This is a genomic window from Chryseobacterium urinae, assembly GCF_030518295.1.
Lineage (GTDB): Bacteria > Bacteroidota > Bacteroidia > Flavobacteriales > Weeksellaceae > Chryseobacterium > Chryseobacterium mucoviscidosis.
Genome location: NZ_JAULSJ010000017.1, coordinates 23,822 through 43,717 on the forward strand (window position 1 = coordinate 23,822; position 19,896 = coordinate 43,717).

The following is a 19,896-nucleotide window of genomic DNA, read 5'->3' on the forward strand; positions in this document are numbered from 1 at the left end:
ATTTGATAATTTAATGATGTTAATTTATTTAATCGCAAAGAGCAAATAATTAAAACAGAAGAAAAATAAATTCAGATATGACTTTTGATATTGATATGATCAAAAAAGTGTACGAGCGTTACCCGGAAAGAATTGCTGCGGCAAGAAGAGTAGTGGGAAAACCTCTTACCCTTTCAGAAAAAATCCTTTACACCCACCTTTGGGAAGGACACGCAACACAGGCACACGAAAGAGGAAATTCTTATGTAGATTTCGCACCAGACAGAGTAGCGATGCAGGATGCAACGGCACAAATGGCGCTGCTTCAGTTTATGCAGGCAGGAAAAGCAAAAGTAGCTGTTCCTTCAACCGCTCACGCCGATCACCTTATTCAGGCAAGAGTAGGTGCAGAAGCAGATTTACAGGAAGGTATCAACAAAAACTCGGAAGTTTTCAATTTCCTGAGTTCGGTTTGTGATAAGTACGGAATCGGTTTCTGGAAACCGGGAGCCGGAATCATCCATCAGGTTGTACTGGAAAACTATGCTTTCCCGGGAGGAATGATGATCGGAACTGACTCTCATACCGTAAACGCAGGAGGTTTAGGAATGGTTGCCATCGGAGTTGGTGGTGCAGATGCAGTTGACGTAATGGCGGGAATGGCTTGGGAACTTAAAATGCCAAAATTAATCGGTGTAAAACTAACCGGCAAAATGTCGGGCTGGACTTCCGCAAAAGATGTGATCTTAAAAGTGGCAGGAATTCTTACCGTAAAAGGAGGAACAGGCTGCATCGTAGAATATTTCGGAGAAGGAGCACAATCTCTTTCAGCGACAGGAAAAGGAACCATCTGTAATATGGGAGCAGAAATCGGAGCAACGACTTCTACTTTCGGATATGATGATTCCATGAGAAGGTACCTTTCGTCTACCGGAAGACAGGATGTTGTAGATGCGGCAGATCAGATTGCAGAACATTTAACAGGAGATCCTGAAGTGTATGCAAATCCTGAACAATATTTTGATCAGCTAATTGAAATTAATCTTTCTGAACTGACTCCTCACTTAAACGGACCTTTCACTCCAGATCTGGCTACGCCTGTTTCTGAATTCAGAGCAAAAGCAGAAGCCAACGGATGGCCTTTAGAAGTAGAATGGGCACTGATTGGTTCTTGTACCAATTCGTCCTACGAAGATTTATCAAGAGCAGCTTCTATCGTGGAAGACGCAGTAGCAAAAGGAGTAAAACCAAAAGCTATTTTAGGAATTAATCCGGGTTCTGAGCAGGTGAAATTTACCGCAGAAAGAGACGGCTTCCTGAATTCATTCAGAAAGTTTGAGAATGCTAGAATCTTTACGAACGCCTGCGGACCTTGTATCGGACAATGGGACAGAGAAGGCGCTGAAAAAGGTGAAAAGAATTCGATCATTCACTCTTTCAACAGAAACTTTGCAAAAAGAGCAGACGGAAATCCAAATACCCACGCTTTCGTAGCTTCTCCGGAAATGGTAGCGGCTGTGGCAATTTCGGGCAGACTGGATTTTAATCCGATTACCGATACTTTAACCAACGAAGCCGGAGAGCAGATTAAATTAGACGAGCCTAAAGGTTTTGAATTACCGGAAAAAGGATTCGCTGTGGATGACAATGGTTATCAGGCGCCTTCTGAAGACGGATCTTCTGTTCAGGTAAATGTAAGCCCAACTTCAGACAGACTTCAGTTGCTTGAAGAATTTCCGGCTTGGGACGGCAAAAATATTACAGGAGCAAGACTTTTAATAAAAGCTTTTGGAAAATGTACAACGGATCACATTTCTATGGCAGGACCATGGCTGAAGTACAGAGGTCACCTTGATAATATTTCAAATAATATGTTGATCGGAGCAGTTAATGCGTTCAACATGGAAACGAATAAAGTTAAAAATCAGCTTACAGGAGAATACGGAGAAGTTCCTGCTGTACAGAGAGATTATAAAGCCGCAGGAATTCCATCCATCGTTGTGGGAGACCAAAACTACGGGGAAGGTTCTTCAAGAGAGCATGCTGCAATGGAACCGAGACATTTGGGCGTAAAAGCTGTTTTGGTAAAATCGTTTGCGAGAATTCATGAAACCAACCTTAAAAAACAGGGAATGTTGGGAATTACTTTTGCCAATGAAGCAGATTATGATAAAATTCTGGAAGATGATGTGATCAACTTCTTGGATCTCGATCAGTTTGCTCCGGGAAAACAACTGACTTTAGAATTCATCCATTCAGATGGTACGAAAGACATTGTGATGGCAAACCATACCTACAACGATCAGCAAATTGACTGGTTTAAGGCAGGTTCTGCTCTGAATCTGATCAAACAACAGGAGAAAAATTAATTGTTAGATTTAATTAATCATAAAAAAGCAACTTCAGATTGAAGTTGCTTTTTGTTTTATATTGATTTAGCTTATTTTTAGGCTTTAAAAACTAAGAGTAAAACTGAACTATGAAAAAACTTTTACTGCTTTTATCGTTTCTTCCTCTACTCTCTTTCGCGCAGGAAAACAACGAAGTAAAAATTAATGCCTTTGGAATATTTAAATCAAGAATTGATATTGGATATGAACGAATTATTAATTACAATGCCGGAATAGGAAGTTATTTTATATACCAATGGAAAGAAAAATATACGGTTATGCCATATTATAGATTTTACACAGACAATGAAGGTATTGCAAAAGATTTTTTTATTGAAGCATTAGCTATTTACAACAGAAACAAATATTCTCCGCTCGACGATAATGTTCAGACTTTAAATAATGAGAAATGGGGATCATCTTTAGGAATCGGAGCCGGAGTTGGAGAAAAATATGTATTTCTATCAAATCTCTTTGTGGAAGCTGGTCTGGAAGCCGGAATTGTTAAAAATTTATCTGCTTCAGACAGAGATCAGTATGGTGGATTATTCCGCCTCTTTATTTCAGCAGGGTATAGATTTTAAATTTAAGTGAATAAAAATGTAACAAAAGTACTTTTTTCATTGTCTAATAGGATATCAGAAAGACATTATGAAAAAAGCAATTATTGCGTTATCACTTTTGGGCAGCATCTTTTCTTTTGCCCAGGAAAAAACGAATAACCAGGCAACCAAAGAAAAACAAATTGAAGGAGTAACCATTACCAAAACTAAAAAAGCCGTTGAACAGAAAGCCGACCGTACGATTTTCGATTTTTCGGAACAGCCGCAGCTTAATAACGGAAACGTTCTGGAAGGCATCAAAAAACTTCCCGGTTTGGTTTCTACCGATATCGCAGGAATGATGTATCAGGGAAAAGTTCTGGATGTTTATTTAAACGGAAGACCTTTGAACATTACTTCCAATGAGCTAAATTCTTTTCTTGAAGGAATGCCCGCCAATTCTGTAGACCGAATTGAAGTTATTACACAGCCCGGCGCGGAATTTCCTGCCACTTCAGGCGGTGCGATCATGAATATTATTACCAATAAAAATGCGAATAAATATTTAACGGCAACCTATTCAGGAAATTATTCTTTTACGAATTATGATAAATTCAGAAGCAGAACAAGCAACTCTTTAAATCTGAATGCGAGAAATAAAATTTTCGGATGGCAACTGAATGTTGGGCAGAATTACCGTGAAAGTATGCTGAACAGCAATCAGGACAATCTGATGTTAAGCAATACGGACAGAGTGGGAAGAGGATATTTTGCAAAATCCGGGCTTACTTTTGATCTCGGACAGGACAGATTGCTTTTAAATTATGATATTTACCATAACAACAATGATAATTATACAGCCAGCAACGGACTTGCAGATCTTCCGTATTATCTGAATCCGAATATTATCAGAGAAGGAAATTTTTCATCCTTTGATGCAGCTCACACCGATAATTTGAGACAGGAAGCTGTGGTAACCTATCAGAAACGTTTTACAGAAAAATCTCAGAAGCTGGATTTACAGTTTGGTTTTACAAAATCCGACAGTAAATTTATTCAGGATAATATTTTTACAGATGTGGTTTATACCAATCCTGTTGAAAATAGTCCCAGAATTCCTTTTTCTAATAAGCTGAACAACAAATCGGATATGGAAATCGCCAATTTTAAGGTAGATTATTCTCAGCCTTTAAAGATTCTGGACGGCGGAAAAGTAAGTTTGGGAGGATTGTACGAGCATCAGAATTTTAATACGGAAAGCAAAGGAATCACGAATTTAGAATACACCAGACAGACAACGGCAACTTATCTGGAATTTCAGGCTAAGCTGAAAAAGTTTGATTTTATTTTGGGAACTCGTGCTGAAAATTATGATATTTCCGGTGTTACAAGATATTACAACAACAAAAATCTTATTGAGGCAGATCTTCTTCCTTTTAACAAGTTTAAACTGTTCCCGAACGCAAGTGTTCAGTACAATCTGATGAATCAGGTATACGTAGCAGCGAATTACAATAAAAAGATCAATTTGCCGAGTATTTCTGCCTTAAACCCTAATAACACCACATTTCAGGGACCGAATACGCAGGTAACGGGAAACCCGAATCTTCAGCCAACAATTTTTGATAATTATGAAATAAAAATTTCAGCTTTCGATTATGCATTTATCGGATACAGTGTAAGTTCAGCGAAAAATCAGGTAGCGCAGATCATCAGAAAAGACGGAAAAAATCTGTTCAACGAGCAGATTAATATTTCTGAAATGAAAATCCACAATTTCAATGTCGGATTACCGGTTCCTTTCATGATTTTCAGCAAACCGCTGAGCGAAATTATGAAGTTTAATTTCAATCCGGATAAGATCAACTTCATGTACATTTACGCAGGTTATCAGAAACATGATATTGACAATCTGAACAATAAAGGATTCTGGATTCTGAATCTGATGACGCAGATCATTTTACCGAAAGAAATCAAATTAACCGCCAATTACAGTTATCTGACTCCAAAAGCAGGGTATTTTTATTTCACCGCAGAAAAACCATTCAACAATTCTGTGGATCTTACGCTGACGAAGAAATTTATGGACAATCGTTTGACGGTTTCTGTTTTTGCCAATGATATTTTCAACGGACAATTGATGCAGGTTCGCTCGAATCCGCCTTCAGGAGAAACGGTTATGCTGAGAACGAAATACGACTCAAGAAATTTCGGATTATCGGTTAATTACAAAATCCCGACGAAAAATAAATTGGCAAAAGAAGATGCAAACATTCTGAATCAGACGAAGAAAGATGAAAATGGCGGTGTGATGCAGCAGGGACAGTAGTTTTTTTCTAAACACAAATTGCACGAATGCTTGGCACAAATTTCACGAATAATTTTGATTTATAATGATTAAGCAAAATTGAAACTAATAAGTATTTATTTTATCAATAGGAGCGGACTTTAGTCCGCTTTTTTATGCTCCAAAGAAAGGCTTTAGCCAAAACTTAGAATATTTGTGCGATTTGTGCAAAACATTTGTGTCATTAGTGTTTAGGCGATACGAGCGGACTAAAATCCGCTTTTTTTACGCCCCAAAGAAAGGCTTTAACCAAAACTTAGAATATTTGTGCGATTTGTGCAAAGCATTCGTGCTATTTGTGTTTAAATTAGAAATCAATCGTCTGGAATCTCCAATTCAATGTATCAATCAACGTTAACTGATTCAACGGCAATGGTAAATCTGTAATAATTTTCAAAGCCAAATTCGCCATCATACTTCCTACAATTCCGGGTAAAGCTCCCAAAACGCCTAAGCTGTCGCAATCCGGAAGATGTTCATCAAAAGACGGTTCAGGGAAAATATCTTTTAAATTTTTGCTTCCATTATAATTAAAAATCGCAACCTGTCCTGAAAAACCGAGAATGCTTCCATAAACCAAAGGTTTTTTAAGCTTAACACAGACATCATTAATCAAATATCTTGTTTTAAAATTATCGGAACCATCAATAATGATATCAAATCCGGAAATCAATTCTTCAGCGTTTGTTTCATCCATTTTTTGTTCAATCCCAATAAATTTAATTTGATGATTTAAGTTTCTGACAAACATTTCGGCGCTTTTTACTTTAGAAATTCCAACTGATTTTTCATTATGAATAATTTGTCGGTTTAAATTATGGAGTTCCACCTCATCAAAGTCCAAGACACCCAAAGTTCCGACACCTGCAGCAGCCAAATATTGAATAACGGGGCTTCCCAAACCTCCGGCTCCAATTACCAAAACTTTAGAATTCATTATTTTTCTTTGACCTTCCAGACCGATTTCTTCTATGAAGATCTGTCGGCTGTATCTTGAGAAAATGTCTTCTTTTTTCATTACAATTTTTATTTTTTAACTACCTGTTGTGCATCTTGGAAAGTAATTTTAATCCATTAATTGTTAAATATGTCTACTTTTTGTTTTACTTTTATAAATGAAATGCCTTTGTTTATCTTTCATTAAAGATTGCTTTATTTTAAAAAACTTTGTTTAACCTTGCGATAAAATTTAAACGCTAAGAAAGACAAAGAGTAGATTTTAATTGCCTGAAACGAAGATAAACAAAGGCGTTTCACTTAATTTAGAAATACAAAGGTTCAAAATGCACAATTGTTTTTTAACCATTAAGATCTATTTATGGAATGATGTTTAGTTAAGGCAATATTTAAATATTTTAAGAATATCTCATCCTCTTATTTTCCTGCAAAAAGCTTAATTTTTCTAGACTTCTCAAATAAACCTTAATAGTTCAAATTAAATTCCGCTATAAACCACATCCCAGTCTTTCATTACAGGATCGTAGCCTGCTTTTTTAATGATATTTTTGATTTCCTTCATGCTTCTTTCATCGCTGGTTTCGAACTGCTCCAGCGACTCTTTATCCACCGCATAACCTCCCGGATTGGTCTTGGAAGCAGCACTCATTGCTGTTGCCCCCAATGAAATAATGTTATTTCTGAATTTTTCGTTTTCTCTTGTGGAAATAGAAATCTCCAAATCTTCATTCCAGATTCTGTAGGCGCAGATGAGCTGTAATAAATCTCTGTCGGACATAATGAAATTCGGTTCAATAATTCCTTCCGCAGGTCTGAGGCGCGGAAATGAAACTGAATATCTGCTTTTCCAGTATTGCTTCTGAAGATAATCGATGTGTAATGCGTTGAAAAAACTGTCCACTCGCCAATCTTCCAGCCCCAATAAAACGCCGAGTCCCGTTTTATGAATTCCGGCTTTTCCAATTCTGTCGGGTGTTTCCAGGCGAAATTCGAAATTCGACTTTTTTCCTTTCGGATGATATTCTTTATAAACTTCCTGATGATAGGTTTCCTGATAAACCAAAACTGCATGTACTCCTGATTCATAAACCCGTCGGTATTCTTCTTCAGATAAAGGCTGAACTTCAATGGAGATATTCGCAAAATGAGGCTTTAAAAGCTGAATGACATTCAGAAAATAATCTATTCCAACGGTTTTATTGGCTTCACCGCTTACCAGCAAAACATGATTCACGCCCATTGACTTTAAAACGAAGGCTTCAATCAGAATTTCGGTATCAGAAAGTGTTTTTCTTTTAATGGAATTATCCAGACTGAAACCACAGTAAGTACAGATATTCTGACATTCGTTACTCAAGTACAACGGTGCATACAACTGAATGGTTTTTCCGAAACGCTTTTGGGTAAGCTGTTGAGCCATTTTTGCCATTGCTTCCAGTTTTTGAGCCGCAACCGGCGACAGAAAATTCAAAAAATCGTCAATGGTTTTATTCTTTTTCTGAAGACTTTTTTCAACATCAGTTAACGTTACTTTTTCAAGTTTCGTTTTTACCTCATCCCATTGGTATTTTTCAAAAAAATCTTTAAAACTCTTCATTATATTTAATTTTAATCAAATAAAAAGGCAGTCAGCGGACTTGAAGCTTCGGCGTGATGTGAAATTGCGCCCAAACCGGATTCAAAAGCTCTTCTTCCCGCAATCACACCCTCTTTAAATGCCAATGCCATATTTACCGGATTCTGTGCCACTGCAATTGCCGTATTCACCAAAACTGCATCGGCTCCCATTTCCATTGCTTTTGCCGCATCGGAAGGCGCACCAATTCCCGCATCCACCACAACCGGAACATTACTTTGGGCGATAATGATTTCTAAAAAATCCAATGTTTTTAGTCCTTTATTCGTTCCGATCGGGGCTCCTAAAGGCATGACAACGGCTGTTCCTGCATCTTCGAGACGTTTGCACAGAACAGGATCTGCATGAATGTAAGGCATGACGACAAATCCTAATTTTGCCAATTCTTCTGTTGCGTACAATGTTTCAACAGGATCAGGTAACAGATATTTCGGATCGGGATGAATTTCCAGTTTTACCCAGTTGGTTTCCAGTGCTTCTCTTGCCAACTGCGCCGCCAAAACGGCTTCTTTTGCTGTCCTCGCGCCTGAAGTATTGGGTAAAAGGTGAGATTTTGTCGGTTTTAATGCGCTTAAAATATCGTCTTCCGAAGAATGAGCATCGATTCTTTTCAAAGCCATGGTTACCAATTCGCTTTCTGAGGCGATAATGGAGTCCGTCATTTCCGACAGGCTTCCGAATTTTCCTGTTCCCAAGAATAATCTCGATTCAAAGATTCTGTCGGCTATTTTTAAAGGTTGATTTTTCATATTTACTTTTTAATTTAGATGTTTGTAATCGTTAATTGGATTCTAAAATGCTTCTGAATTCATTAATTACAGAAGGCTGACTGGTAATCTGCCCGGAAACAGCAACACCATAAATTCCGATTTGCTGTAACTGTTTGATATCCTCCAAAACAACTCCGCCAATGGCAAAAATTTTTGGAATCTCAATAGATTTTTCTTTTAAGTTGTTGATGATTTCACCATAACCTTCAAATCCTAATATCGGACTTAATTGTTCTTTGGTGGAAGTAAATCTCAACGGACCTAATCCGATATAATCACAGTGTTCCGCCATTCTCTGAAGAATATCTGAAAAAGTATTGGCGGTTCCTCCGATGATTTTATGCTCTCCCAAAATGTATCTCGCCTTTTCTACAGACATATCTTTCAATCCCAAATGAACACCATCCGCATCAACGTCTTTTGCGATCTGAACATGATCGTTAATGATAAAAACAGCCTGATAATCTGCACATAACTTTTTTGAAATTTCACTGAGTGTGATAAAATCTTTTTCGGGTGTATTTTTCCAGCGAACCTGTATCCATTTTGCGCCATAATCAAGAGCTTTTCGGATGTTTAACTCCTGATCTTCTAATTTTGAACCCTGAGAGATGTATTGTAATTTTTCCATTTTTCAATTTTGATTTTAACACTAAGAACGCTAAGATTTTTTTTAACTACTAAATGTTTTTTAAGTTCGCAAAGGCGTTTCACTTAGCAAAGAACACAAAGTTTTAATATTAATTTTCAGGAGTGAAATCCTAAAAACATCTGATTGCTTGTTAAAAATTTTTCGATGTATAATTTTCCTTTTCGGCAGGCATTTTCCAAATTTTCTCCTTTTGCTAAATGACTCGCAATTGCGGAAGAAAGTACGCAGCCTGAACCGTGTTTCGGATAAAATACAGAAAACGTCTCACTCGGTTCAATAAATATTTCTTTTCCGTTTTGAATTAAAATATCTGTTCCGATTTTATCTTCACGATGTCCGCCTTTTATTAATACGGAAGATCCATTTTTTGATGGTTCAAAAAGACGATCTTCTTTCAAAACGTTGTATTCATAATAGTTGGGTGTGATTAAATCAATCTGGTCTAAAACATTTTTTAAATCTGAAATGGTATTTAGATCAAAAAAGGAAAATTCCGATGTGCTTTTTAAAACCGGATCCCAGACAATTTTTACTTCAGGATTAATCAATTTAAGCTTTTTTACAATCTGAGCTAAAAATTCCGCATCTTTTACCACTCCGATTTTCACCGTATCAACTTTATATTTTTTCATCAAAGCATCGGTCGCTGATAAAATTTCATCTATCGGCTGCCATTGAAGAGTATAAAATTCGGACTCTGTTTGTAAAGTCATTGCTGTACAGACAGCCAATCCGTGAACTTTTAACTGTTCAAATGTTTTAATATCTGCCAATACACCGGCTCCGCCACTTGGATCGAAACCGGCAATGCTCATTACGAAAGGACGCTCTTTCTGCATTTTCTGAAAATATCTAAAGGATTATTACTCTCCCAAATTGCACCCAACAAAGCCACTCCGTCTACTCTGCTGTTGAAAACTTCGCTGATATTTTTTTCATGAATTCCTCCCAAAGCAATCAGTTTTACGTTTGGATGATTCCGTTTTTGAATCTCATTCAAAATATTCGAATTTTCTCCGTATGCTTTTTTTGAAATACTCGGAAAAACCGGACTAATAAAAGCATATTCCCAATCCTCAGATAATTCATTAAAAGTTTTAATATCATGAACAGAAGTGGAAATCGTTTGATCTGCGAAAGGTTTAAACAAATCATTCTGTCTGTCAATTTCTCTGAAATGAAATCTTGAAATATTAAAACGTTCAGCTAAATTGTGATGACTGTGCAAAACCAATTGATGATGAAATTCAGAATGTATGTTTTGGATAAAATCCGTCATTTCATCTGAATGGATAAAAGGTTTCCTGATATGAAGCAAATCCAGCCCTTCCTGAAATAATGCATTGATGATTTCAGTTTCATTCTGAACCAGTTCTTCAGGAGTGATTACGACGATCATATATAGATTTCCTTTCCTTTTTCGATGAATTCCTGCGATTTATCCAGCATTCCCTGTTCGGCAGATTCCCGAATTTCCTGAGTAATTTTCATGGAACAGAATTTAGGTCCGCACATCGAGCAGAAATGGGCTACTTTTGCTCCGTCTGCCGGAAGCGTTTCATCGTGATAAGATCTCGCGGTTTCAGGATCCAAAGAAAGATTGAACTGATCTTCCCACCGGAATTCGAATCTGGCTTTGCTCAACGCGTTGTCTCTGTATTGTGCTCCGGGATGTCCTTTTGCCAAATCCGCAGCATGAGCCGCCAATTTATACGTAATCACCCCCACTTTTACATCATCTTTGTTAGGAAGTCCCAAATGTTCTTTCGGTGTAACGTAACACAACATTGCGCAGCCAAACCAACCGATCATTGCCGCACCGATTCCTGAAGTGATGTGGTCGTAACCCGGTGCAATATCTGTAGTTAAAGGTCCCAAAGTGTAAAACGGAGCTTCATCACACACTTCCAACTGCTTCTCCATATTTTCTTTAATCATATGCATCGGAACGTGACCGGGACCTTCGATCATCACCTGAACATTATGTTTCCATGCGATTTTCGTTAATTCTCCTAAAGTTTCAAGCTCTGCAAACTGCGCTTCATCGTTGGCATCGGCAATTGAACCGGGACGAAGACCATCACCCAACGAAAAGGCAACGTCATATTTTTTCATGATTTCGCAGATTTCCTCGAAGTGGGTGTACAAGAAGTTTTCTTTGTGATGAAATAAGCACCATTTTGCCATAATTGAACCTCCTCTGGAAACAATTCCTGTCACCCGTTTTGCTGTTAAATGAATATATCTCAGTAAAACTCCGGCATGGATCGTGAAGTAAGACACACCCTGTTCTGCCTGTTCGATCAAGGTATCTTTAAAAATCTCCCACGTTAAATCTTCTGCAACGCCTTTTACTTTTTCCAATGCCTGATAAATCGGAACGGTACCAATGGGAACTGGACTGTTTCTGATGATCCACTCTCTGGTTTCGTGGATGTTTTTTCCGGTTGATAAGTCCATGATGGTATCTGCGCCCCATCGACAAGCCCAGACTGCTTTTTCCACTTCTTCTTCAATGCTTGATGAAACGGCACTGTTTCCGATGTTGGCATTAATTTTAACTAAAAAATTCCGCCCGATAATCATGGGTTCGCTTTCGGGATGATTGATGTTATTGGGAATGATGGCTCTTCCTGCCGCAATTTCGTCTCTTACAAATTCAGGTGTGATTTTATTCTTTGGCGTTTTTGCACCGAAACTGTTTCCCGGATGCTGGAAAGCCATTTCTTTTGAAACGGAATCCAATTGCTCAATTCTTTGATTTTCTCTGATGGCAATATATTCCATTTCAGGAGTGATGATACCCTGTTTTGCGTAATACAACTGGGTAACTTCTTTACCTTCTTTGGCTACTTTAGGTTTATGATTATATGAAAAGCGCAGTTGATCTAATTTTGAATCTGCAAGGCGGGCTTTTCCGTACTCTGACGTAATTCCGTCGAGAATTTCTACGTCATTCCTGTTTAAAATCCACTGTTCCCGGATTCTTGGGAGTCCTTTTTCGATATTGATTTCAAAATTTTCGTCGGTGTAAGGTCCTGATGTATCATAAATGGTAACAGGAGGATTTTCATCCATTTTTCCGTTGCTGAGTTTTGTCGGACTAAGCTGGATTTCGCGCATCGCTATATGGATCGGGTGAATTTTCCCTTCAACATAGATTTTTTTTGAGTTCGGAAATGGTGAACGTGTGATGTTATGAGCCATAAAAATATTTTTTTAACCACCCTGAGTGGCTGTGATAATTAAAACTGAATCTTTGTCGTTGAGGAATGTTTCTGCCCAGAATGACTGCGGAATGATACGGTTGTTGAGTGCTACAGCAATTCCTTTTTTCTTTTCAGGTAATTCCATAGCAATAAGTGCTTCCAGATTTTCGGGAAGTTTTTCGAACTTTTTTGTCGTGTGATTGATTGTGAGCTCCATTCCTAAATTTTTAAAAACACTTTAGGAATGCCCATTATTGTACAGTAGAATGTACAGCAAAGTCATCTCACTTTTCCCTACGCTAGTATGATCTAGAAATCAGGTTCAAAGGGTAAATTCTCAGCCCGTCTTTTCAACGGACACCCCTAAAGTATGGGACGAAGTTAGACATTTTTTTGAAATGGGCAAAATTTGTGAGGGAGGGAGGTTGGAAGTTTTTGATTTTGCTAATGACAAAGATGTTTTAATTTTAACGCAAAAAATTCTTATTGAGGATTCTTAATTTAGTAAGCAGAGGCAAATATATTTGCTATGCGAAGCTTGAAAATATTCTTTTATATCTTGCTGATTTTGCGGATGATACAGATGTTTTGATTTTAACGCAAAGAACTCCTATTTAGGTTTCTTAGTTTAGTAAGCAAAGGCAAATAAATTTGCGGCGCGAAGCATGAAGATATTCTTTTATATCTCGCGGATTTTGCTGATTGTGCGGATGTTTTTTGATTTAATTCAAATACTGAAAACAAACGACCGCAATCTAGCCTCGATTGAGCGGCGTGTCTGAGCTCTTTTCTGTATTTCGGCGGCGGCTTCGCCGCCGCCGAAATACAGAAAAAGCGAGTAGCGAAAGCGGGAAATAGCTCCTAAAAATAAAAAAGACCATCTCCGGATCAAGATAGTCTTTGGTGTTTAAGACAATATATTATAAAGAAAATTAACAGCCACACATTCCTTTTTTAGAATAGAAATAGGCTTTTTTTCTGTAAATGATTTTTATTGAATAGATTTTATTTTCAATACAGGATTCTCCGTCTTTTACTGATTTCGTTTCGCGGATGTAAATTTTATAGGTTTTGTTTCCGAACGCTTCAGGATATTCTTTTGTTCCTTTGATGGAAGGAAAAATTTCATCTTTTCCGTTAAAATTGAATAATGCTCCTTCATCTTCAGATAAGTTTGCAACCGGATTATTCTTCCCATCGATATAACAGCCTGCATGCATTTTGGGATCTTTCAGATCATGAAGAACAGGTTTTTGGGCAGAGAAGTTATTGATTAAAAGAAAAATGACTAAGAATAATAGATTTTTCATCGCAATTGTTTTAATTAAAGGAAATAACTTAACCCTGCTTTATAACGGTTCAGTCTGTCGGGCAAGCCGTTGTATCCTCCGTTAATGGTTTTTGTGATTTTTTTGAAAATAACCAGATTATTTCCGGTATCAATGCTTTTGGTAATGTCAATCTGATCTGCCAAAGCATTTAGTTTTCTGCTATTCCAGAACCAACCCGCACTTTCTGCTGCGTTTTTGAGTTGGACAGCATTACATTTCGTAACATTTTTACCTCCTAAAAATGTAGGATTTGTTACAAAATCAGTTCCTAAAGCCAATGAAACGGCTTTATAATTGGCTCTTCCGGTAATCTGAATGAGCCCTCTTCCTTTAAATTTTACCCCATCTCCTTTCTGGGTATTTCCTAAATCTGCTCTCCCTTCATAAGCGCTTCCACTCGCGAGTTCTTCGGTGTAAAATAATCCGCCGCTTTCGTGGCCGACCTGTGCAAGAAAATTAAGCATTCGTGAAGGCGTGTTGATGGAAAATTTATCACATGTTGCTGTAACGTACGGTAAGAATTGCGAAGCATATGCAGTTTTTGAGCAGGTAGCTTCTTTAAGTTGTCCCAATGTAAGCATGATTATTGTTCTTTAGATTGATAGTGTAAAACTATTTTTAAAAAACAATAATCATTACAGTAAAATCCCTGTTTTTGGATAAGTGTTTTTACGGAAATTTACTCTTCGCAAGCTCTCCAAACGGCATCATTTTGAGGAACCTGAGCAATAATCTGAATATTTTCTTTGGTAACAGGATGGATGAATTCCAGTTTTCTGGCGTGAAGATTAATTCCGCCATCGGGATTGGAACGCGGTGAACCGTATTTTAAATCTCCTTTAATGGGAACTCCTGTTTTTGACAACTGTGCTCTGATCTGATGATGTCTTCCGGTTTCAAGATCAATTTCCAATAAAAGATAATTGTCTAAAGTTTTGATGATATTGTACGTAAGAATGGCTTCTTTTGCGCCTTCAGTTGCTTTTGGAAAAACAATGGCTTTGTTATTTTTTTCGTTTTTCTTTAAATAATGAACCAGTCTTTGGGTTTTGGGAATCATCTCTTTTGCGACAACTGCCCAATATGTTTTTTTTACTTCACGGTTTTTCACCATCTGCGTGATACGGGACAGTGCTTTGGAAGTTTTAGCATAAATCACAAGACCTGAAGTCGGTCTGTCTATACGATGAACCAAACCGAGAAACACATTTCCCGGTTTGTTATCTCTTTTTTTTATAAAATCTTTAATTAATTCCAATAAAGAATCATCGCCGGTTTTGTCTCCCTGTACAAGCTGTCCGACTTTTTTATTGATTACAAGAAGATGGTTGTCTTCATAAACAATCTGTTCTTCCATGTTCTACTGACGATAATTGGATCTGTTGGCAAAAGAAATAATTACCCCTGCCAAAAGACCGATGGTTTTCATTCCTGTAAGATTCGATTCATAAGGTAAAAATGCTCCGATAATGCAAAGTGCAGCAGCAGCATACATCGGATAAACAAATTTCCTGTTCAGCAGTAAAGGAGCCTGTAAAATGAAGCTCACTCCTACGATGATGTAAAATATTCTTCCGGAAAGAAGTTGGTTAATATCAGGAGAAAATAGCTTAAACCATCCTACCGCAAGACAAACTACGGCTAAAATAGAAATAACCCCCTGAATGGTCTGAAGTTTCTGATGATCCATTAATAGCTTTCGTTTTGGTTAGGAAATTCCTGAGTTTTCACATCTTTCACGTATTGCGCAACTGCTCCGGTGATTTCTGTATACAAATCCAGATATCTTCTTAAAAATTTTGGGCTGAAGCCTTTGTTCATTCCTACCATATCATGATACACCAAAACCTGTCCGTCGCAATGCGCTCCAGCTCCGATTCCGATGGTTGGAATAGAAATAGATTCGGTTACTTTTTTAGCTAAATCTGCCGGTATTTTTTCTAAAACTACTGCAAAACATCCTAATTCTTCCAAAAGTTGTGCATCTGCAATTAATTTTTCAGCTTCTGCCTCTTCTTTGGCTCTTACTTTATATGTTCCGAATTTGTAGATTGATTGTGGTGTTAATCCCAAATGTCCCATTACAGGAATTCCTGCGTTGATAATTTTTTTAATTGATTTTGAAATTTCTTTCCCGCCTTCAATTTTCACTGCATGAGCTCCGCCTTCTTTCATCATTCTTACGGCAGATTCCAAAGCTTTTTCGGGATTACTCTGATACGTTCCGAAAGGTAAATCGGCAACTACCAAAGCTCTGTCGGTTCCTCTGACTACACTTTGAGAATGGTAAATCATCTGATCCAAAGTAATTGGCAATGTGGTTTCAAAACCAGCCATTACGTTTGCCGCAGAATCTCCGATCAAAACCGCATCAATTCCTCCCGCATCCACCATTTTCGCAGTGGTATAATCGTATGCCGTAAGCATCGTTATTTTTTCCTTGTCGAATTTCATTTTACGCAAGGTTTCAGTTGTAACTTTTTTAATTTCAGAATGAACAGACATAATGTATCTATTTTTTAAAAGTTAAAAGTCGGCATTTAGCCGACTTCAAGTTTGTATGATTTATAAAACTACGTGACCTAGTTTCATTAATTTGTCGTGGTTGAGAATTTTGATGTTTCTTCCGTCTACTTCGATGAGATGGTCTCCTTTGAATTCGGAGATCAGACGGATTGCACTTTCGGTTGCGGTTCCGATGATATTGGCGATTTCTTCTCTTGTTAAAGAAATTTTAATAAATCCTTCCGGATCAACTCCTAATTTCTGTTCTAATAACAGAAGAATTTCCGCGAGTCTTTCTCTTACGGTTTTCTGAGCAAGGAAAGTAATGGTATTGGAAGACTCTCCCAGTTCGTAAGCGATTTTCTGAAGCATCACAAAGGAAAGCTGGGAATCTACCTCCAACAGATACATAAAAATATCCGCCGGTAAAAAAGTAGCTTCAATATCCGTCATTGCTTCTGCTTTCGCCTGAAAATTTTCTCCGCAAAGCAAAGAACGGTAACCGATGATGTCGCCTTCTTTAATGAATCTCAGAATCTGATCTTTCCCGAAAGCTCCTGATTTTGATAATTTCGCAGCTCCTTTTTCCAGAACGAACACACCTTTCGGCGTTTCCCCGTCTTCGAAAATGGTTTCGTGTTTTTGAAAACTCAGTTTCTTTTTAGCGTTAATGTATTTTTCAAAATCAGCACTGGAAAGCCTTTCCCTGAATGATTTATCATTAAAAACTCTTGCGAACCTCTCCTCGATTGCAATTTGTTGTTCCTGCGACATTTTATATGACATTTATCACAAAAATAGAACTTTTTAACTCGATAAACAAAAAAAATTGTTATAATTTTGTAGTTCAATAATTTATGAAGGTGAGCGAGAACTGTTTTCATTGTGGTCAAGGGATCGAAAAAGAAAGAATTTTGTTTGATGAAAAGACTTTCTGCTGCAACGGTTGCAAATCTGTTTATGAAATTCTGAATACGAACAACTTAAGTAATTTTTATGAATTAAATAAACGTGCAGGAATCCGTCCGGACGAAAGTTCTTCACAGTTTGAATATCTCGACACTCCTGAAATTTTTGAAAAGGTAACAGATTTTTCTGAAGGAAGCACAAGTTTAGTCACTTTTAAAATTCCTGTAATCCACTGTTCTTCTTGTATATGGCTTTTGGAAAGTCTTAATACACTGAACAAACACATTAAATATTCTCAGGTTAACTTCACCAGAAAGACCTTACAGATCTCTTTTAATCATAACGATTTAAAATTAAGCGAATTAGCTAATTTTTTAACGAATTTAGGCTACAAACCGGTCATCAGTCTGGAAACCGCTGATAAAAACGTTGAAAATTTAGATAAATCTTTACTGGTAAAATTTGCTATTGCGGCTTTTGCCTTCGGAAACGGGATGTTCCTTGCTTTTCCGGAATATGTAGGCGGAGAAGATTACTGGATGGAGCATTACAAAGGTCTTTTCAGGGCTTTGATGTGTCTTTTGTCTATTCCGGTGGTAGTATATTCTGCTTCAGATTATTATAAATCCGCTTGGTATGGTCTGAAAAACAAAATCGTGAATATTGATGTTCCGATTGTTTTGGGAATTATTGTCCTTTTCGGGCGAAGTTTATATGAAGTTGCCACGAATTACGGTCCGGGATATTTTGATACTTTGTGCGGACTTCTGTTCTTCATGCTTTTGGGTAAAATCTTTCAGAAAAGAACGTACAACGCGCTTTCATACGACAGAGATTACAAATCTTTCTATCCGATTGCCGTTACAAAAGTTGATTTTGAAGGAAAACAGGAAAATATTCTGCTTTCTGAGGTTAAAGTGGGCGACCGGATTTTGGTAAGAAATCAGGAGATTATTCCTGTGGACTCAATTTTAATTAATGGTGAAGGTAATATTGACAACAGTTTCATTACCGGAGAAAGCGAAAGCATCAGCAAACAGCCGGGAGATAAAATTTTTGCCGGAGGAAAACAGATCGGATCTTCATTGGAACTTGAAGTTATTAAGAATGTTGACCAAAGTTATCTTACCCAGCTTTGGAATAAGGAAGCCTTTAAGAAACATGAAACCGGACTTGATACGTTAACGAATAACATCAGTAAATATTTCACTTTCATTATTTTAGGAATTGCACTGTTTTCAGCAATCTATTGGTATACCGTAGATTTGGAGAAAATGTTTCAGGTAATTTCTGCGATTCTTATCATTGCGTGTCCATGCGCGCTTGCGTTGTCTGCTCCGTTTACATTCGGGCACATTATGAGAATTCTGGGCAGAAATAAATTTTACGTAAAAGATACTTTAACAATTGAGAAAATTGCCAAATTAGACACGATTGTTTTTGATAAAACCGGAACTATTACGCACAGAAAAAAATCAAATATTAAATTCGAAGGCACTGAGATAAAAGAATTTGATTTACTGAATATCAAAACGTTACTAAAAAATTCCAATCATCCGCTTTCAAAATCATTATACGAATTCATAGAGGCAAAAGATGAATATTTCCCAGTTGAAAATTTTCAGGAAATTTCAGGAAAAGGTTACGAAGCAAGTGTACGTGGAAATGTTTATAAAATCGGTTCTGCGAGGTACAATAATCAGGAATCAAAAAACCTTGAAACTGCCGTTTATATCAGTAAAAACAATGAATTTTTAGGGAAATTTATCTTTAAGAATGAATACCGCGAGAATTTAAAGGATTTGTTTAAAAAACTTACCCATTATAAAGTTTTCATTCTGAGTGGCGACAATTCTTCAGAGGAAAATCAATTAAAGGAATTGATTCCGAATTACAAAGGAATGGCTTTCAATCAAAATCCTGAAGACAAGCTGAATTATATTCAAAACCTTCAGAATCAGAACATGAAAGTTGCGATGCTTGGAGACGGACTGAATGATGCCGGAGCTTTAAAACAAAGCAATGTAGGTATTGCGATTGCAGATGATTCCAACAGTTTTACCCCTTCTTCCGATGTTATCATGAATGGAGAGAAAGTGGTAAGCTTAGATAAATACCTGAATGTCTGCAAAGGATCTATCACGATTGTGAAAATCACATTTATAATCAGTTTTCTTTACAACATTATTGGTTTAAGTTACGCAGTTACAGGACACATGCATCCTCTTTTCGCTGCTTTAATTATGCCTGCAAGTTCTATTACAGTGGTTTCATTCACTACACTTTCGACCTGGATTCTGGGAAGAAAATACTTTAAAAAAGGGGCTTAGAAAGACTTATTTAGATTCGTTTTAAATTAGCCAAAAGCCGTATTTCGTGATGAAAGTCATTATTTTTCACTAAATTTGAAACCCGAAAATACGTTAATTTTGTTGTCTAATGGATATTCTATATTTAATGATCCTGTGCAGCGTTTCTTTGGCTGCAGTTTTCCTGGTCGTGTTTATAGTGTATGCCAGAAAAGGACAGTTTGAAGATGATGAATCTCCGGCTGTACGAATACTCTTCGATTCCGATGAGATCAAGGAAAAAGAAGAATCTGGCAACAAAGAGGGCGATGATGAAAAAGGAGAAAAGAAAAAAATTGAAGAAAAAAGTGAATAGTTGAT

General features: G+C 37.2%; 19 protein-coding genes and 1 riboswitch. Of the genes, 5 read left to right on the top strand and 14 right to left on the bottom strand.

Annotation, left to right across the window (positions count from 1 at the left end; translation table 11 throughout):
- Positions 1 to 77: 77 nt before the first annotated feature.
- The 3 genes from QWT87_RS12115 (at position 78) to QWT87_RS12125 (ending at position 5,240) form a co-directional block, all read left to right on the top strand.
- Positions 78 to 2,348, top strand: coding sequence for an aconitate hydratase (locus QWT87_RS12115; protein WP_302716299.1), 2,271 nt, complete (start codon positions 78 to 80; stop codon positions 2,346 to 2,348).
- 110 nt (positions 2,349 to 2,458) lie between these two features.
- Positions 2,459 to 2,953 carry a hypothetical protein gene (locus QWT87_RS12120; protein WP_302716300.1) on the top strand — a complete coding sequence of 165 codons (495 nt, stop codon included), beginning with the start codon at positions 2,459 to 2,461 and terminating at the stop codon, positions 2,951 to 2,953.
- Positions 2,954 to 3,020: 67 nt separating this feature from the next.
- Positions 3,021 to 5,240, top strand: coding sequence for an outer membrane beta-barrel protein (locus QWT87_RS12125; RefSeq protein WP_302716301.1), 2,220 nt, complete (start codon positions 3,021 to 3,023; stop codon positions 5,238 to 5,240).
- Between the two features lie 325 nt (positions 5,241 to 5,565).
- On the opposite strand, the gene QWT87_RS12130 is transcribed toward QWT87_RS12125, so the two are convergent.
- The 14 genes from QWT87_RS12130 to QWT87_RS12195 all read right to left on the bottom strand — a co-directional run bounded on the left by QWT87_RS12130 (position 5,566) and on the right by QWT87_RS12195 (position 17,092).
- On the bottom strand, positions 5,566 to 6,276 hold the full coding sequence (locus tag QWT87_RS12130) for a HesA/MoeB/ThiF family protein (RefSeq protein ID WP_302716302.1): 711 nt from the start codon (positions 6,274 to 6,276) through the stop codon (positions 5,566 to 5,568).
- Positions 6,277 to 6,693: 417 nt separating this feature from the next.
- Positions 6,694 to 7,812: a 2-iminoacetate synthase ThiH gene (gene thiH, locus QWT87_RS12135; protein ID WP_302716303.1), complete on the bottom strand. Its 1,119-nt coding sequence runs from the start codon at positions 7,810 to 7,812 to the stop codon at positions 6,694 to 6,696.
- 11 nt (positions 7,813 to 7,823) lie between these two features.
- Positions 7,824 to 8,600 carry a thiazole synthase gene (locus QWT87_RS12140; RefSeq protein WP_302716304.1) on the bottom strand — a complete coding sequence of 259 codons (777 nt, stop codon included), beginning with the start codon at positions 8,598 to 8,600 and terminating at the stop codon, positions 7,824 to 7,826.
- A 31-nt stretch (positions 8,601 to 8,631) separates the two neighbouring features.
- The gene (locus QWT87_RS12145) at positions 8,632 to 9,252 is read right to left on the bottom strand and encodes a thiamine phosphate synthase (RefSeq protein WP_302716305.1); all 621 of its coding nucleotides are present in this window, start codon (positions 9,250 to 9,252) and stop codon (positions 8,632 to 8,634) included.
- A gap of 116 nt (positions 9,253 to 9,368) precedes the next feature.
- Positions 9,369 to 10,112 carry a hydroxymethylpyrimidine/phosphomethylpyrimidine kinase gene (locus tag QWT87_RS12150; RefSeq protein WP_302716306.1) on the bottom strand — a complete coding sequence of 248 codons (744 nt, stop codon included), beginning with the start codon at positions 10,110 to 10,112 and terminating at the stop codon, positions 9,369 to 9,371.
- Positions 10,088 to 10,672 (bottom strand): thiamine phosphate synthase, encoded by a 585-nt coding sequence (locus tag QWT87_RS12155; protein ID WP_302716307.1) that lies wholly within the window; start codon positions 10,670 to 10,672, stop codon positions 10,088 to 10,090. Before QWT87_RS12155 ends, QWT87_RS12150 begins: the two co-directional genes overlap by 25 nt.
- The gene (gene thiC / locus QWT87_RS12160; protein ID WP_302716308.1) at positions 10,669 to 12,480 is read right to left on the bottom strand and encodes a phosphomethylpyrimidine synthase ThiC; all 1,812 of its coding nucleotides are present in this window, start codon (positions 12,478 to 12,480) and stop codon (positions 10,669 to 10,671) included. Before thiC ends, QWT87_RS12155 begins: the two co-directional genes overlap by 4 nt.
- Positions 12,481 to 12,492: 12 nt before the next feature.
- Positions 12,493 to 12,699 (bottom strand): sulfur carrier protein ThiS, encoded by a 207-nt coding sequence (gene thiS, locus QWT87_RS12165; RefSeq protein ID WP_076394110.1) that lies wholly within the window; start codon positions 12,697 to 12,699, stop codon positions 12,493 to 12,495.
- A 57-nt stretch (positions 12,700 to 12,756) separates the two neighbouring features.
- Positions 12,757 to 12,857: riboswitch (TPP riboswitch) on the bottom strand.
- Positions 12,858 to 13,414: 557 nt separating this feature from the next.
- Positions 13,415 to 13,792 (bottom strand): hypothetical protein, encoded by a 378-nt coding sequence (locus QWT87_RS12170; protein WP_271159809.1) that lies wholly within the window; start codon positions 13,790 to 13,792, stop codon positions 13,415 to 13,417.
- A gap of 14 nt (positions 13,793 to 13,806) precedes the next feature.
- A complete protein-coding gene (locus QWT87_RS12175; protein WP_302716309.1) occupies positions 13,807 to 14,394 on the bottom strand; it encodes a glycoside hydrolase family 19 protein in 588 nt (195 codons plus the stop codon).
- Between the two features lie 98 nt (positions 14,395 to 14,492).
- Positions 14,493 to 15,170, bottom strand: coding sequence for an RluA family pseudouridine synthase (locus QWT87_RS12180; RefSeq protein ID WP_302716310.1), 678 nt, complete (start codon positions 15,168 to 15,170; stop codon positions 14,493 to 14,495).
- Between the two features lie 3 nt (positions 15,171 to 15,173).
- Entirely contained in the window at positions 15,174 to 15,503 is a 330-nt protein-coding gene (locus QWT87_RS12185; RefSeq protein ID WP_288459736.1) for a hypothetical protein, read from the bottom strand.
- Positions 15,503 to 16,318, bottom strand: coding sequence for a 3-methyl-2-oxobutanoate hydroxymethyltransferase (panB, locus tag QWT87_RS12190; protein ID WP_076393737.1), 816 nt, complete (start codon positions 16,316 to 16,318; stop codon positions 15,503 to 15,505). Before panB ends, QWT87_RS12185 begins: the two co-directional genes overlap by 1 nt.
- Before the next feature lie 60 nt (positions 16,319 to 16,378).
- Entirely contained in the window at positions 16,379 to 17,092 is a 714-nt protein-coding gene (locus QWT87_RS12195; protein ID WP_116096718.1) for a Crp/Fnr family transcriptional regulator, read from the bottom strand.
- A gap of 89 nt (positions 17,093 to 17,181) precedes the next feature.
- On the opposite strand from QWT87_RS12195, the gene QWT87_RS12200 reads away from it, so the two are divergent.
- Together QWT87_RS12200 and ccoS are read left to right on the top strand one after the other, a co-directional pair.
- A complete protein-coding gene (locus QWT87_RS12200; RefSeq protein WP_302716311.1) occupies positions 17,182 to 19,557 on the top strand; it encodes a heavy metal translocating P-type ATPase in 2,376 nt (791 codons plus the stop codon).
- Between the two features lie 109 nt (positions 19,558 to 19,666).
- Positions 19,667 to 19,891, top strand: a complete 225-nt coding sequence (gene ccoS, locus QWT87_RS12205) for a cbb3-type cytochrome oxidase assembly protein CcoS (protein ID WP_087708245.1) — start codon at positions 19,667 to 19,669, stop codon at positions 19,889 to 19,891.
- Positions 19,892 to 19,896: the final 5 nt, after the last annotated feature.

What these genes read in the sequence shown, in the direction of transcription:
- QWT87_RS12115 (WP_302716299.1), top strand. Translation starts at nt 78, where the DNA reads ATGACTTTTGATATTGATATGATCAAAAAAGTGTACGAGCGTTACCCG.
- QWT87_RS12120 (WP_302716300.1), top strand. Translation starts at nt 2,459, where the DNA reads ATGAAAAAACTTTTACTGCTTTTATCGTTTCTTCCTCTACTCTCTTTC.
- QWT87_RS12125 (WP_302716301.1), top strand. Translation starts at nt 3,021, where the DNA reads ATGAAAAAAGCAATTATTGCGTTATCACTTTTGGGCAGCATCTTTTCT.
- QWT87_RS12130 (WP_302716302.1), bottom strand. Translation starts at nt 6,276, where the DNA reads ATGAAAAAAGAAGACATTTTCTCAAGATACAGCCGACAGATCTTCATA.
- thiH (WP_302716303.1), bottom strand. Translation starts at nt 7,812, where the DNA reads ATGAAGAGTTTTAAAGATTTTTTTGAAAAATACCAATGGGATGAGGTA.
- QWT87_RS12140 (WP_302716304.1), bottom strand. Translation starts at nt 8,600, where the DNA reads ATGAAAAATCAACCTTTAAAAATAGCCGACAGAATCTTTGAATCGAGA.
- QWT87_RS12145 (WP_302716305.1), bottom strand. Translation starts at nt 9,252, where the DNA reads ATGGAAAAATTACAATACATCTCTCAGGGTTCAAAATTAGAAGATCAG.
- QWT87_RS12150 (WP_302716306.1), bottom strand. Translation starts at nt 10,112, where the DNA reads ATGCAGAAAGAGCGTCCTTTCGTAATGAGCATTGCCGGTTTCGATCCA.
- QWT87_RS12155 (WP_302716307.1), bottom strand. Translation starts at nt 10,672, where the DNA reads ATGATCGTCGTAATCACTCCTGAAGAACTGGTTCAGAATGAAACTGAA.
- thiC (WP_302716308.1), bottom strand. Translation starts at nt 12,480, where the DNA reads ATGGCTCATAACATCACACGTTCACCATTTCCGAACTCAAAAAAAATC.
- thiS (WP_076394110.1), bottom strand. Translation starts at nt 12,699, where the DNA reads ATGGAGCTCACAATCAATCACACGACAAAAAAGTTCGAAAAACTTCCC.
- QWT87_RS12170 (WP_271159809.1), bottom strand. Translation starts at nt 13,792, where the DNA reads ATGAAAAATCTATTATTCTTAGTCATTTTTCTTTTAATCAATAACTTC.
- QWT87_RS12175 (WP_302716309.1), bottom strand. Translation starts at nt 14,394, where the DNA reads ATGCTTACATTGGGACAACTTAAAGAAGCTACCTGCTCAAAAACTGCA.
- QWT87_RS12180 (WP_302716310.1), bottom strand. Translation starts at nt 15,170, where the DNA reads ATGGAAGAACAGATTGTTTATGAAGACAACCATCTTCTTGTAATCAAT.
- QWT87_RS12185 (WP_288459736.1), bottom strand. Translation starts at nt 15,503, where the DNA reads ATGGATCATCAGAAACTTCAGACCATTCAGGGGGTTATTTCTATTTTA.
- panB (WP_076393737.1), bottom strand. Translation starts at nt 16,318, where the DNA reads ATGTCTGTTCATTCTGAAATTAAAAAAGTTACAACTGAAACCTTGCGT.
- QWT87_RS12195 (WP_116096718.1), bottom strand. Translation starts at nt 17,092, where the DNA reads ATGTCGCAGGAACAACAAATTGCAATCGAGGAGAGGTTCGCAAGAGTT.
- ccoS (WP_087708245.1), top strand. Translation starts at nt 19,667, where the DNA reads ATGGATATTCTATATTTAATGATCCTGTGCAGCGTTTCTTTGGCTGCA.